Genomic DNA, 11,919 nt, shown 5'->3' with positions numbered 1-11,919 from the left:
CGTCACGGTCCAACGTCAGGTCATCGGCGAAACCCCGGTCGCCCGTGGCGTCCGGCACGTACTTCACGGTGACAACGATCCTCAAGCTCACGCCGGCTCTCCTACTGCAATCGTCTTTATCTGGGCGGCTGTCTAGGCAGCATATGCGCCTTGTGCGGACTCTTCCGGTCGGGGCGGCCCGCGCTCCGATCAAAAGGTTACTCGCCAGTACACCCAGGTTATGCCCACTAAGCAAGCGCTTTGAACTGTGAGCTTGCCAACGGTGCGCAACCGCTCCGTACAGGAACTTTCAGTCGCGCAGCCCGTTGAAGCGGCCCCGGTGGTACAGCAGCGGGCGGCCGGCGCCCGCCGGGTCGCCGCAGACCGCCTCCGCGAGCACGATCTGGTGGTCCCCCGCGGGCACCCGCGCGATGACCTTGCAGACGAGCCAGGCGAGCACCCCGTCGACGATCGGCACGCCTTCGGGTCCTTCGAACCAGCGGGTGGGCGCGCCGAAACGGTCGGCGCCGCTCTTCGCGAACGTCGCCGCGAGATCGGCCTGGTGCTCGCCGAGTATGTGCACGCCGACATGCTCGGCCTCGGCGACGGTCGGCCAGCTCGACGAGCCGACACCGATGCCGAAGGAGATGACCGGGGGCGTCGCGGAGACGGAGGCGAGGGAGGTGGCGGTGAAGCCGACGGGGGCCGCACCGGGCGCCGTGACCACAGCCACACCGGCCGCGTGCTGTCGGAAGACGGAGCGGAACAGGTCGGGGGTCGCTGCCTGGGCGGTGCGCAGGTCGGGCATGGCCGTCATGGAGTTGTCCTTCTGGCAGGAGGGTTCGAGCAAGGGGCCGTGGCTGCGTCAGACGCGCGGACAGCGGGCGCTCGAACAGCGAGCCAGGTCCACGTGGACCCGCTCGACGAGAAGGAGTTCCGAAGGCATAAGGTCACCCTGACGATACGTGGTGCGTGCAGTCAAGTGCGTTCCGTCATCTGGGAGATGCGTCACGCGCCAGCGTCGCCGCTCGGTCACACCGCGTCGCCGAGGGCCGCGATGACGTCCGCCTTGCGCGGCTGCCCCGCGGCCCGACGCACCTCACGTCCGCGCGCGTCGAGGACGAGCACAGTCGGGGTCTTCAGCACGCCCGCGTCGCGTACGAGATCGAGGCGGGCCTCCGCGTCGATCTCCACGTGGGACACGCCGGGCACCATCGCGGCGACCTCGTCGAGGACCCGGCGGGTGGCCCGGCAAGGGGCGCAGAACGCGCTGGAGAACTGCACGAGCGTCGCCCGCTCCCCCAGCTCCTCGCCCAACTGCGCGGCGTCCCACGTCTGTTCACCGACCGCCACCCTGCTCCTCCTTCGTTCCGCCGCCTCCGGTGCAGCGATTTCCCGCCGTTCGCGTATTCCCGGCACGTGACAAGGATCTCGTACGACCGCGGAACCAGGACTGGCCACCCGGCCGTTGATGGGGCACGATCTGCGCAAGCCGGAAAACCTACGGCCGCGTAACTTACTGAAGGGCCAACCCCCTCCATGGCAGAGCTCGTCTACCCTCCGGTCATCGGCGCCGCCCGCACGATGTTCAAGGCGCTCGACCTGAAGATCGACTGCAAGGGCTCGGAGAACATTCCGCGTACCGGCGGAGCGGTCCTGGTCAGCAATCACATCAGCTACCTGGACTTCATCTTCGACGGCCTGGCGGCTCTGCCGCAAAAGCGTCTCGTCCGCTTCATGGCGAAGGAGTCGGTCTTCCGGCACAAGATCTCCGGCCCACTGATGCGCGGCATGAAGCACATCCCGGTGGACCGCTCCCAGGGTGAGCACGCGTACCAGCACGCGCTGCGGTCGCTGCGCTCGGGCGAGATCATCGGGGTCTTCCCGGAGGCGACGATCTCGGAGTCGTTCACGCTCAAGAGCTTCAAGACGGGCGCCGTGCGCCTGGCCCAGGAGGCCGGGGTGCCGCTGGTCCCGATGGCGCTGTGGGGCACGCAGCGGCTGTGGACCAAGGGCCGCCCGAAGAACTTCAAGCGGCAGCACATCCCGATCACGGTCCGCGTCGGTGAGGCCATGGAGGCGCCGAGCGACCAGTACGCGGGAGCGATCACGCGCCGTCTGCGCACGCGCATGCAGGAGCTGCTCGAGGCCGCGCAGCGCGCCTACCCGGTGCGCCCCAAGGGCCCCGACGACACCTGGTGGATGCCGGCCCACCTCGGCGGCACCGCGCCGACCCCGGAAGAGGTCAAGGCCGCCGAGGCCGGCTGAGTCACACCGGGAGCACGTCCGGGAGTGCGTCCGGAAGGTGTTCCCAGAGATACGGACGGTCCGGCGCGCCGCGCAGCGCGTCGAGCACCGCCGGGTGCGGCGCGTCGAAGAGCGCCGGGTAGTCCGCCTCCCCGGCCGCCGGATCGGGGATCCACGCCAGCCGCTCCCCGGCCAGGGCGAATTGGGCGTCGACGCCCGGCTTGTTCCCCCGGCAGTCCTGCCGGTGCCACGCGCCGCGCAGCCGGACGGCCACGAGCCCGTGCACGCACCAGCCCGTGCCCGCGTCGTGCGTCAGCCGCTGATAGCAGAGCGCCGTCGGGATGTCCTCGGCGCGCAGCAGCGCCGCCAGCGCGTGCGCCTTCGCGTGGCAGATTCCGGTGCCCTGCTCCAGGACGTCCGACGCCCGCCACGTGACGCGCGGGTCTCCACTGTCGGCGGAGTGCGGGATGGTGTCCCGCACGAATTCGTAGGCGGCATGGGCGTATGCATATGTGTCGGCGACGTCGCGCGCGAGGCGCGCCGCCGTCTCGCGTACGAGCGGGTGGTGGTGGTCGACGGCCTCGTCGGCCGCCAAGTACTCGGACAGATCGGGGTTCTGCTGGATCAGCTCCATGCCTCGGGAGCATAGAAATGCGATCGACCGTAAGTCAATGCATTTACGGTCGACCGCATACCTATGCGATGAGCGGCTAGCGCGCCATCTCCTCCTTGAGGGCCGCCACGAAGGAGTCGACGTCCTCCTCGCGCGTGTCGAAGGAGCACATCCAGCGCACGTCGCCGGCCGCCTCGTCCCAGAAGTAAAAGCGGTACTTCTTCATCAGACGCTCGGACACGTCGTGCGGGAGCCGGGCGAACACGCCGTTGGCCTGCACCGGGTAGAGGATCTCGACGCCGTCGACGGCGCGGGCGCCCTCGGCGAGGCGCTGGGCCATCTCGTTGGCGTGCCGGGCGTTGCGCAGCCACAGGTCCTTGGCGTACAGCGCCTCCAACTGCACCGACAGGAAGCGCATCTTGGAGTGCAGCTGCATGGAAAGCTTGCGCAGGTGCTTCATGTGGCGCACCGCGTCCTGATTGAGGACGACGACGGCCTCGCCGAACAGCGCGCCGTTCTTGGTGCCGCCGAGCGACAGGATGTCGACGCCGACCGCGTTCGTGAACGTCCGCATGGGGACGTCGAGGGACGCGGCGGCGTTGGATATCCGCGAGCCGTCGAGGTGCACCGTCATGCCGTGCTCGTGGGCGTGCTCGCAGATCGCGCGGATCTCGTCGGGCGTGTAGAGCGTGCCGAGTTCGGTGGACTGCGTGATCGAGACGACCTGCGGCATCGCCCGGTGCTCGTCGTCCCAGCCGTACGCCTGCTGGTCGATCAGCTCGGGGGTGAGCTTGCCGTCCGGGGTCGGCACGGTGAGCAGCTTCAGGCCGCCCATCCGCTCGGGGGCGCCGCCCTCGTCCACGTGGATGTGCGCGGACTCGGCGCAGATCACCGCGCCCCAGCGGTCGGTGACCGCCTGGAGCGCGACGACATTGGCCCCCGTGCCGTTGAACACCGGGAACGCCTCGGCGGTCGGGCCGAAGTGGCTGCGGATGATCTGCTGGAGATGGTCCGTGTACGCGTCCCCGCCGTACGCGACCTGGTGCCCGCCGTTGACGAGGGCGAGCGCCGCCATCACCTCGGGGTGGCCCCCCGCGTAGTTGTCGCTGGCGAAGCCCCTGGTGTCGGGGTCGTGACGCCGGTGGGCGTCGGTCTTCGCAGGATTCACGGCTTCTCGGTCAGCCACAGACGGGTCCCGTTCAGTTCGGCGGCGGGCCGCTCCCAGACGCCGGTGATGGCCTCGGCCAGCTCCGTGACGTCCGTGAAGCCCGCGAACTTCGCGTTGGGGCGTTCGGCGCGCATCGCGTCGTGCACCAGCGCCTTGACCACCAGGATCGCAGCCGCCTGCTGCGGGCCCGCCTCGCCCCCCGCCTTGCGGAAGGCGTCGCCGAGCGCGAGCGTCCACGCCTCGGCCGCGGCCTTGGAGGCTGCGTACGCGGCGTTGCCCGCGGTCGGCTTGGCGGCGCCCGCGGCGCTGATCAGCAGATAGCGGCCGCGGTCGCTGCGGGACAGGCCCTCGTGGAACGCGAGGGAGGTGTGCTGCACCGTGCGGATCAGAAGCTTTTCGAGCAGGTCCCAGTCCGCGAGGTCGGTGTCGGCGAAGGTCGCGCCGCCGCGCCAGCCGCCCACCAGGTGCACGAGGCCGTCGACCCGGCCGAAGTCCTTCTCGATGCGGCCCGCCCAATCGCGGGTGGCGTGCAGGTCGAGCAGGTCGACGTTGTCGCCGATGACGGTGGCGCCCCCGTGCGCGTAGCGCGCCTCGTCGACGGCGGCCACCAGGCGCTCCGCGTCCGCGTCGGCCCCGATGACGGTGGCACCGGCCTCCGCGAGTCGCTTGAGGGTGGCCTTTCCGGCCGGACCCGCGGCTCCGGCGACCGCGATCACCGCACCGCCCAGCGTGTCCCTGGTCCCGTTGGTGTCGGTCATGTCCGTCGCCTCCTGCTGCTGTTCGCCGTGGCTCACGCGGCCACCCATCCCCGAGCTCTCGAATCCGCTCGAGCAGGGGAGACCCCATTGGTGCTCTGTGCCGTGATCCCCTTCGTGGAGGCGATCACCTTCTTCAGCTTCTTCGAAAGCGCCTCATAAAACATGCTGAGCGGAAACTCGTCGGGAAGCACCTCGTCCACGAGTTTGCGGGGCGGCAGGGACGTGTCCAGGGCGTCCGGACCCTTGGCCCAGGTGGAGCCGGGGTGCGGGGACAGGTACGTCGACACCAGGTCGTACGCGGCGAACCAGTGCACCAGCTTCGGGCGGTCGATGCCGTCCCGGTACAGCTGCTCGATCTCGCCGCACAGCTGGTTGGTGACCTCGGGGGCGCGCTGCCAGTCGAGGTGCAGCTTGTTGTCCGTCCAGCGCACCACGTCGTGCTTGTGCAGGTAGGCGAAGAGCAGCTGGCCGCCCAGACCGTCGTAGTTCTTGACGCGGTCGCCGGTGACCGGGAAGCGGAACATCCGGTCGAAGAGCACGGCGTACTGCACGTCGCGCGCCTGCGGGACGCCGTCCGCCTCCAGCTTCACGGCCTCCTTGAAGGCGGTGAGGTCGCAGCGCAGCTCCTCGAGGCCGTACATCCAGAACGGCTGGCGCTGCTTGATCATGAACGGGTCGAAGGGCAGGTCGCCGTGGCTGTGCGTGCGGTCGTGGACCATGTCCCACAGCACGAACGCCTGCTGGCAGCGCTCCTGGTCCCCGACCATCTCCTCGATGTCCTTGGGCAGTTCGACGCCCAGGATGTCGACGGCGGCCTCGGTGACGCGGCGGAAGCGGGCCGCCTCGCGGTCGCAGAAGATGCCGCCCCAGGAGAAGCGCTCGGGCGCCTCGCGCACGGCGATCGTCTCCGGGAAGAGCACCGCCGAGTTCGTGTCGTACCCGGAGGTGAAGTCCTCGAAGGTGATGCCGCAGAAGAGGGGGTTGTCGTAGCGGGTCGCCTCCAGCTCGGCGAGCCACTGCGGCCAGACCATCTTCAGGACGACGGCTTCCAGATTGCGGTCCGGGTTGCCGTTCTGCGTGTACATCGGGAAGACCACCAGGTGCTGGAGGCCGTCCCGGCGCTGGGCCGCCGGCTGGAAGGCGAGCAGCGAGTCCAGGAAGTCCGGGACCGCGAAGCCGCCGTCCGCCCAGCGGCGCAGGTCGTGCACGAGCGCCTCGTGGTACGCGACGTCGTGCGGCAGCAGCGGGGCGAGCTCCTCGACCGCGGCCATGACCCGGCCCAGGATCCGCTCGGCGTCGGCCTTCGCCGGGGCGTCCTCGGCCTCGAAGTCGATCGACCCGTCCTTGCTCTGTAGGGGCCTGAACTCCTCCACGGCGTCCTTGAGCAACGGCCAGGCCGGGTGTTCCACCACCCTGGGTCCGACCACCTGGACCGGAGAATCCGCCCCCTCCTCGCCGGCCTGCACAAGAATTTCCGTCATGTCCCAACCTCCACGGGAGAACCTCGCGTAAGAACACCGTATGCACGCGAGGTTCCCGACCACAAGGGGGGACTCGGGAAATTATCCTGCGTCACCCCCTAGATCACCGCTGTTTTTCCCGTGCCGGGCGGTGGCGGCGATCGCCTCTGCCGCGCCCGCCAAGGCCTGCCGGGAGTCCTCCAGAAGCTCGGGGAACCCGAAGAATCCGTGGAACATCCCCGGGAAGTGGCCCTCTGTGACCGCGACGCCCGCGTCCCGCAGCGCCTTCCCGTACGCGCGGCCCTCGTCGCACAGCGGGTCGCAGCCGGCCGTGACGATGTGCGCGGCGGGCAGCCCGGCGAGGTCCTCCGCGAGCAGCGGCGACACGTGCGGGTGGGCGGGGTCCCCGTCGGCGCCCAGGTACTGCTCGCGGAACCAGCCGCAGTGGGCGGCGGTGAGGAAGTAGCCCTCGGCGTTGGCGTCGAAGGAGCCGGACTTCTGGCGGGCGTCGGTGGCCGGGTAGACGAGGACCTGGCGCGCGATGGCGGGACCGTCCTCGTCGCGGGCGATCTGCGCGACGACGGCGGCGAGGTTCCCGCCGGCGCTGTCGCCCGCCACCGTCAACGCCTCGGGGTCGGCCCCCAGTTCGTCCGCGTGGTCGGCGACCCAGCACACGGCGGCGTACGCGTCCTCGACGGCGGCGGGGAACGGTGCCTCGGGCGCGAGCCGGTAGTCGACCGACACGACGACGGCACCCGCGTCCCGGCACAGGGCGCGGGCGGTGTGGTCGTGGCTGTCGAGGTCGCAGACGACCCAGCCGCCGCCGTGGAAGAAGACGACGACGGGGCGGGGCCCCGGCGCGGCGTCCGGCTCCGGCAGGTACACCCGCACGGGGATCGCGGGCGCGTCCGGCGGCCCGGGTATCTCGCGGTCCTCGACGGCCCCCACCACCGGTGCCGGGAACGGGGAGTCGGGGGCCGCGGCGAGGATCCCGCGGGCCTCGACGGCGTCGGTGACGGCGCCCCCGAGGTCGGGGAAGGCGGCGGTGATGGCGTCGACGAGGGGCCGGGCCTCGGGCGCGAGGCGGTCGACCGGGTCGGGTGTCATGGGCGGCTCCTTGGTTCGGCGGGGATGGATGCTCGGCCGCGGTCGGCCGTGCGCGACGTCACGGGGCTCTGCCCCGAACCCCGCGCCTCAATCGCCGGCGGGGCTATTGGTCCCGGAAGTGCGGGATCACCTTCTCGCCCCACTGCCGCAGCGTCTCCATGCACGCCTCCTGGGGCACCGTGCCCATCTGGATCAGGCACATGATCTCGTCGGCGCCCGCGTCACGGAGGCGTTCGACGTAGGCGATGGCGTCGTCGGCGGTGCCGTACGCGTGGTCGGCGTTGAAGGTGGCCGTGGCGGTGGGACGGACCGGGATGTGGTGCTCGTGCAGGCGGGCGACGACCTGTTCGGCGGCCCGGCGCATCTCCTCCGCCTCGTCCGCGCCCTCCACGACGGCCTCGTCCGGGATGCCCGCGCCGCCGTACCAGTGGCCGATGGACTGCGCGAAGAAGCGCTGGCCGCGGATGCCGATGCTGCGGGCCGTCTCCCGGTCGTCGAGCACGATGGTGGGGCAGAGCACGGAGAAGTGGTCGTTGACGACGGACGACACGAGGCGCTCGGGGGTGCGCGCCGCGAGCGCCGCGTCGTAGGCGCCGCGCATGTCGGCGATGGCTTCCGGTCCCGCGAACCCCATCACGAGGGCGCCCACGCCGAGCTCGGCGGCCTGGCGCAGCGTCTCCGTGCGGCTGCACGCGAGGAAGAGCGGCGGGTGCGGGGTCTGGGCGGGACGGGGCAGGATCGGGTGCGAGTCGATGTCGAGGAGCGGGCCGTGGTGCTCCAGCTCGTCCTTCTCCCACGCCTTCCCGATGATCCTCAGCGCCTCCTCGACCTCCTGCGTGGTCCGTTCCTTGTCGACCCCGCACAGCGACGTCTCCTGCGTGGTGCCGCCGCGCCCCGCCCCCAGGTCGAGCCGCCCGCCGGACAGCAGGTCGAGCATCGCGGCACGCTCGGCCACGCGCGCGGGGTGGTTGAAGTTGAACGGCATGCACACCACGCCGTGCCCGACGCGGATACGGGAGGTGCGCGCCGCGACCCAGGTCAGGAAGATCTCCGGCGCCGACATGTGCGCGTACCACTTGAGGGAGTGGTGCTCGACCGCCCAGATCCGGTCGAAGCCCATCTCCTCGGCGAACACGGCCTGTTCGACGCTGTCCCGCAGCAACTGGTGCTCGCGCTCGACGGTGGGGTCGGCGAGCTGGGCCTCGAAGATGACGCTGAACTTCACGGTTCCCTCCCGGGGTCTGGACGGGTTGCCATATGACTAATAGCTATATGACGGCTCGTCATAGATGGGAAGGGCCACGACACCGCGGAGGGGCGGCCGGGACACGCTCTACGCTTCCCTGGTAACCCCCTAGCCCCAGGAGTCACCCATGTTCGACCCCGCACCCGCGCCCTCGTACCCGTACGGCGAGACCCCCGAGCCGCATCCGCTGCTCGCGCCCGTCCTCGGCCTGATCGGCAGCTGGCACGGCCGGGGCCGGGGCGAATACCCCACACTGGACGGCGACTTCACGTACGCGCAGGAGGTCACCTTCAGCCATGACGGCCGGCCCTTTCTGCACTACGAGGCGCGGGCCTGGCTGATCGACGCCGACGACGCCCCCGTGCGGCCCGCCGCGCGCGAGAGCGGCTGGTGGCGGATCCAGCCCGAGGGCCGCGTCGAGGCACTGATCACGCAGCCCACCGGGATCGCGGAGGTGATGGTGGGGCAGGCCGTCGACGGCACCGTCGAGCTCACCACGCACACCGTGGGCCTCACCCCGACGGCCAAGCAGGTCGACGCGACGGGTCGCCGCTACACGCTCACCGATGACGGGACCTTGACGTTCAGCCACGACATGGCCGCCGTCGGGCAGCCGCTCCAGCACCACCTCTCCGCGCGGCTGCGGCGCGATGGGGTCTTGCGCCCGTGACCTGAAGCTGGCTTCAATGCGGAGCCATGCCGACCACGCAGCTGCCGCCGACCGCCTGGGCCGTGCTCGGGCTGCTGTCGTTCCCGCCCGGCGAGCGGACCGGGTACGAGCTGAAGAAATGGGCGGACGCGTCCCTGCGCTTCTTCTACGGCTCCCCCGCGTTCAGCCAGATCTACGCCGAGCTGCGCAGACTGGAGGGGCTCGGCTACGCCACGTCCAGGCGCTCGGGCCCTGAGGAGCCGCGCACCAAGCGCACGTACGCCATCACGCGCGCGGGCAGGGACGCGCTCGCGGCGTGGGCGGCGGACGACCAGGACACGGCCGCCGTGTCGCTGCGGCACCCGGTGCTGCTGCGCGTCTGGCTGGGCCATCTCGCCGCCCCCGAACGGCTGCGGACCCTCGTCGAGGAGCATGTGGCTCGCACCGAGGGCGAGTTGAAGGAGGTGCGGGACGCGCTCGCGCGGGCGGACGGCGTGGAGGCGTGGGCGCACCCGCAGATCGCGCTGCGCTGGAGCGAGCGGCACCTCGAGGCCGAAGTCGGGCTCGCGCGGGGCATGTTGGCGGACCTGGACGCACTGCCCGGCTCCCGGGAAGTCAACGCCTGTGAGGACGCGCCCACCACCGGGTGAGCGGACTCGCGCCGAGTCAGAGCCGCACGGTAGGACGGGCCGAAGCCCCGCCCGTACCGCCCGGAGGCGCATCCGCCATGAGTACCCGTGCCGTCCTCGTCGCCGCCGTGATCACTGGACTGATCCTCGGGGTGGTGGGCACCAGAACCCACGACTCCGGTCCTTCGCGCAGGCACGGTTCCCTCGCGCAGACGGCCCGTTAGTGTACGAGTCTGTCGCGTCCGCGCGGCAGCACCGAGCGCCAGTCGACGGAGGCGAGACGACCTTGAACTTCCTCACCATCGGGCATCGCGGGGCCATGGGTGTCGAACCCGAGAACACCCTGCGGTCCTTCGTCGCCGCCGAGCGCGGGGGCCTCGACATCATCGAACTGGACCTGCACCTGAGCAAGGACGGGGCGCTCGTCGTCATGCACGACGCCGACGTCGACCGGACCACGGACGGTCACGGGCCGATCGCCGAGAAGACCCTCGCCGAGATCCGCGGCCTCGACGCGGGACGCGGCGAGCGCGTACCGGTCTTCGAAGAGGTGGTCGACGCGGTCGGCACCCCGTTGCAGGCCGAGATCAAGGACACGGCGGCGGCGCGGGCCCTCGCGGACGTGATGCTGCGCCGCGATCTGGTACACCGCGTCGAGGTGATCTCGTTCCACGACGAGGCGATCGCCGAGATCGCCCGGCTGGTGCCGGGAGTACGTACGGCGCTGGTCGCCAGCCGCTACGGCACGGGCGTCGTCGAGCGGGCCGTCACGGCGGGGGCCACCACGCTGGTGCTCAACATCCGGCGGCTCACGCAGGAGATCGTCGAGCACGCCCGCAAGGCCGACCTGCGGATCATCGGCTGGGTCGTGAACACCCAGGACGATCTGCGGCTGGTGCGGGCGCTCGGCCTCGACGGCGCGACCACGGACTACCCGGAGATCAAGCGGACGGGCCGCTTCACCGCGTGACGCACCGCGTCGTCAGTCGTCGAGCGGCTTGACGAGCAGTTCGAACTTCAGGTCGTCGCGCTGAGGGATACCGAAGCGCTCGTCGCCGTACGGGAAGGGGCTGAACCGTCCCGTACGGCGGTAGCCGCGGCGCTCGTACCAGGCGATGAGATCCTCGCGGGCGTCGATCACCGTCATGTGCATCTCGCTGACGCCCCACGTCTCGCGGGCCCTGCGCTCGGCCTCCGCGATGATCGTCTTGCCGAGTCCGGCGCCCTGCTGGGCGGGGCTGACCGCGAACATGCCGAAGTAGGCGTGGTCGCCGCGGTGCTCCAGCTGGCAGCAGGCGACGACCGTGCCGTCCCGCTCCACCGTGAGCAGCCGGCTGTCGGGCGCCTCGATGACCTCGAGCACGCCCTGCGGGTCGGTCCGCTGCCCCTGGAGGATGTCCGCCTCCGTGGTCCAGCCGGCCCGGCTGGCGTCCCCTCGGTAGGCCGACTCGATGAGCGCGACGAGCACGTCGACGTCCTCGGGTGCGGCGTCACGGAAGGCAAGGTCGACGATGGTCATGGGGCGTTCTCCGACTTCTTGGGCGGCGGGCGTACGGGGCGCCGTCGAGATTAACGCGACCGCACTACGCTGCGTCGGCATGGTTCACGTACTGAGCAGCAGGGTCCTGATCCGGCCGACCGACCCCGAGCGGTCGAGGGCGTTCTACGGCGAGGCGCTGGGCCTCGCGGTCTACCGGGAGTTCGGCAGCGGGCCCGAGCGGGGCACCGTGTACTTCCTGGGCGGCGGCTTCCTGGAGGTGGCGGGGCGCTCCGCGGATCCCGTGGTGCCGAGCCTCAAGCTGTGGATGCAGGTGGCGGACGTGCGCGCGGCGCACCAGGAGCTGGCCGAGCGGGGCGTCACGGTGGTCCGGGAGCCGGTCCAGGAGCCGTGGGGCCTCGTCGAAATGTGGATCACGGACCCGGACGGCCACGAGATCGTCCTCGTGGAGGTGCCCGAGGAGCATCCGATCCGGTACCGACCGGGAATCTGAGCCGCCCCGGCGACCCTCCTCGCTCGAACGGCCTACGCCGCGGGGTCCCGCGTACGCGGCCGTTCGGGTGTG

15 protein-coding genes and 1 pseudogene are annotated in these 11,919 nt (G+C 70.9%); 6 read left to right on the top strand and 10 right to left on the bottom strand.

Annotation, left to right across the window (positions count from 1 at the left end; all coding sequences use genetic code 11):
• From ACIA8D_RS36590 to ACIA8D_RS36580, 3 genes and pseudogenes are all read right to left on the bottom strand, one after another.
• Positions 1-91 (bottom strand): annotated as a pseudogene (locus ACIA8D_RS36590) (electron transfer flavoprotein subunit beta); the annotation flags it as partial.
• A 198-nt stretch (positions 92-289) separates the two neighbouring features.
• Entirely contained in the window at positions 290-796 is a 507-nt protein-coding gene (locus ACIA8D_RS36585) for a flavin reductase family protein (protein WP_399238847.1), read from the bottom strand.
• Positions 797-1,011: 215 nt separating this feature from the next.
• Complete coding sequence (locus tag ACIA8D_RS36580; RefSeq protein ID WP_399238845.1) at positions 1,012-1,332, bottom strand: TlpA family protein disulfide reductase; 321 nt, start codon at positions 1,330-1,332, stop codon at positions 1,012-1,014.
• Positions 1,333-1,518: 186 nt separating this feature from the next.
• On the opposite strand from ACIA8D_RS36580, the gene ACIA8D_RS36575 reads away from it, so the two are divergent.
• Positions 1,519-2,247: a lysophospholipid acyltransferase family protein gene (locus ACIA8D_RS36575; protein WP_399238843.1), complete on the top strand. Its 729-nt coding sequence runs from the start codon at positions 1,519-1,521 to the stop codon at positions 2,245-2,247.
• A 1-nt stretch (position 2,248) separates the two neighbouring features.
• On the opposite strand, the gene ACIA8D_RS36570 is transcribed toward ACIA8D_RS36575, so the two are convergent.
• From ACIA8D_RS36570 to ACIA8D_RS36545, 6 genes are all read right to left on the bottom strand, one after another.
• On the bottom strand, positions 2,249-2,860 hold the full coding sequence (locus tag ACIA8D_RS36570; RefSeq protein WP_399238841.1) for a transglutaminase domain-containing protein: 612 nt from the start codon (positions 2,858-2,860) through the stop codon (positions 2,249-2,251).
• Between the two features lie 76 nt (positions 2,861-2,936).
• Positions 2,937-4,007 carry a threonine aldolase family protein gene (locus ACIA8D_RS36565; RefSeq protein WP_399238839.1) on the bottom strand — a complete coding sequence of 357 codons (1,071 nt, stop codon included), beginning with the start codon at positions 4,005-4,007 and terminating at the stop codon, positions 2,937-2,939.
• The gene (locus ACIA8D_RS36560) at positions 4,004-4,765 is read right to left on the bottom strand and encodes an SDR family NAD(P)-dependent oxidoreductase (protein WP_399238855.1); all 762 of its coding nucleotides are present in this window, start codon (positions 4,763-4,765) and stop codon (positions 4,004-4,006) included. The genes ACIA8D_RS36565 and ACIA8D_RS36560 overlap by 4 nt, the downstream gene beginning before the upstream one ends.
• Positions 4,766-4,797: 32 nt before the next feature.
• Positions 4,798-6,246 (bottom strand): DUF6421 family protein, encoded by a 1,449-nt coding sequence (locus ACIA8D_RS36555; protein WP_399238837.1) that lies wholly within the window; start codon positions 6,244-6,246, stop codon positions 4,798-4,800.
• An 81-nt stretch (positions 6,247-6,327) separates the two neighbouring features.
• Entirely contained in the window at positions 6,328-7,332 is a 1,005-nt protein-coding gene (locus ACIA8D_RS36550) for an alpha/beta hydrolase (RefSeq protein WP_399238835.1), read from the bottom strand.
• Between the two features lie 103 nt (positions 7,333-7,435).
• Complete coding sequence (locus ACIA8D_RS36545; RefSeq protein WP_399238833.1) at positions 7,436-8,557, bottom strand: LLM class flavin-dependent oxidoreductase; 1,122 nt, start codon at positions 8,555-8,557, stop codon at positions 7,436-7,438.
• 148 nt (positions 8,558-8,705) lie between these two features.
• Between ACIA8D_RS36545 and ACIA8D_RS36540 the strand changes: the two genes are divergently transcribed.
• From ACIA8D_RS36540 to ACIA8D_RS36525, 4 genes are all read left to right on the top strand, one after another.
• Positions 8,706-9,248 carry an FABP family protein gene (locus ACIA8D_RS36540; protein ID WP_399238831.1) on the top strand — a complete coding sequence of 181 codons (543 nt, stop codon included), beginning with the start codon at positions 8,706-8,708 and terminating at the stop codon, positions 9,246-9,248.
• A gap of 26 nt (positions 9,249-9,274) precedes the next feature.
• On the top strand, positions 9,275-9,877 hold the full coding sequence (locus tag ACIA8D_RS36535; RefSeq protein ID WP_399238829.1) for a PadR family transcriptional regulator: 603 nt from the start codon (positions 9,275-9,277) through the stop codon (positions 9,875-9,877).
• 77 nt (positions 9,878-9,954) lie between these two features.
• Complete coding sequence (locus ACIA8D_RS36530; protein WP_399238827.1) at positions 9,955-10,080, top strand: hypothetical protein; 126 nt, start codon at positions 9,955-9,957, stop codon at positions 10,078-10,080.
• 62 nt (positions 10,081-10,142) lie between these two features.
• Entirely contained in the window at positions 10,143-10,826 is a 684-nt protein-coding gene (locus ACIA8D_RS36525; RefSeq protein ID WP_399238825.1) for a glycerophosphodiester phosphodiesterase, read from the top strand.
• 12 nt (positions 10,827-10,838) lie between these two features.
• Here ACIA8D_RS36525 and ACIA8D_RS36520 read toward each other — a convergent pair whose 3' ends face one another.
• Positions 10,839-11,375, bottom strand: a complete 537-nt coding sequence (locus tag ACIA8D_RS36520; protein WP_399238823.1) for a GNAT family N-acetyltransferase — start codon at positions 11,373-11,375, stop codon at positions 10,839-10,841.
• A 79-nt stretch (positions 11,376-11,454) separates the two neighbouring features.
• Here ACIA8D_RS36520 and ACIA8D_RS36515 point away from each other — a divergent pair, with 79 nt between their 5' ends.
• A complete protein-coding gene (locus tag ACIA8D_RS36515) occupies positions 11,455-11,847 on the top strand; it encodes a VOC family protein (protein WP_399238821.1) in 393 nt (130 codons plus the stop codon).
• Positions 11,848-11,919 lie beyond the last annotated feature (72 nt).

It is taken from the genome of Streptomyces sp. NPDC051684 (assembly GCF_044453445.1).
GTDB lineage: Bacteria > Actinomycetota > Actinomycetes > Streptomycetales > Streptomycetaceae > Streptomyces.
The sequence above is the reverse complement of the archived record's forward strand: the minus strand, read 5'-3'. Positions and strand labels throughout refer to the sequence as shown.

Coding starts and splice junctions, on each gene's coding strand:
- ACIA8D_RS36585 (WP_399238847.1), bottom strand. CDS start 796: ATGACGGCCATGCCCGACCTGCGCACCGCCCAGGCAGCGACCCCCGAC.
- ACIA8D_RS36575 (WP_399238843.1), top strand. CDS start 1,519: ATGGCAGAGCTCGTCTACCCTCCGGTCATCGGCGCCGCCCGCACGATG.
- ACIA8D_RS36570 (WP_399238841.1), bottom strand. CDS start 2,860: ATGGAGCTGATCCAGCAGAACCCCGATCTGTCCGAGTACTTGGCGGCC.
- ACIA8D_RS36560 (WP_399238855.1), bottom strand. CDS start 4,765: ATGACCGACACCAACGGGACCAGGGACACGCTGGGCGGTGCGGTGATC.
- ACIA8D_RS36555 (WP_399238837.1), bottom strand. CDS start 6,246: ATGACGGAAATTCTTGTGCAGGCCGGCGAGGAGGGGGCGGATTCTCCG.
- ACIA8D_RS36550 (WP_399238835.1), bottom strand. CDS start 7,332: ATGACACCCGACCCGGTCGACCGCCTCGCGCCCGAGGCCCGGCCCCTC.
- ACIA8D_RS36540 (WP_399238831.1), top strand. CDS start 8,706: ATGTTCGACCCCGCACCCGCGCCCTCGTACCCGTACGGCGAGACCCCC.
- ACIA8D_RS36535 (WP_399238829.1), top strand. CDS start 9,275: ATGCCGACCACGCAGCTGCCGCCGACCGCCTGGGCCGTGCTCGGGCTG.
- ACIA8D_RS36530 (WP_399238827.1), top strand. CDS start 9,955: ATGAGTACCCGTGCCGTCCTCGTCGCCGCCGTGATCACTGGACTGATC.
- ACIA8D_RS36520 (WP_399238823.1), bottom strand. CDS start 11,375: ATGACCATCGTCGACCTTGCCTTCCGTGACGCCGCACCCGAGGACGTC.
- ACIA8D_RS36515 (WP_399238821.1), top strand. CDS start 11,455: ATGGTTCACGTACTGAGCAGCAGGGTCCTGATCCGGCCGACCGACCCC.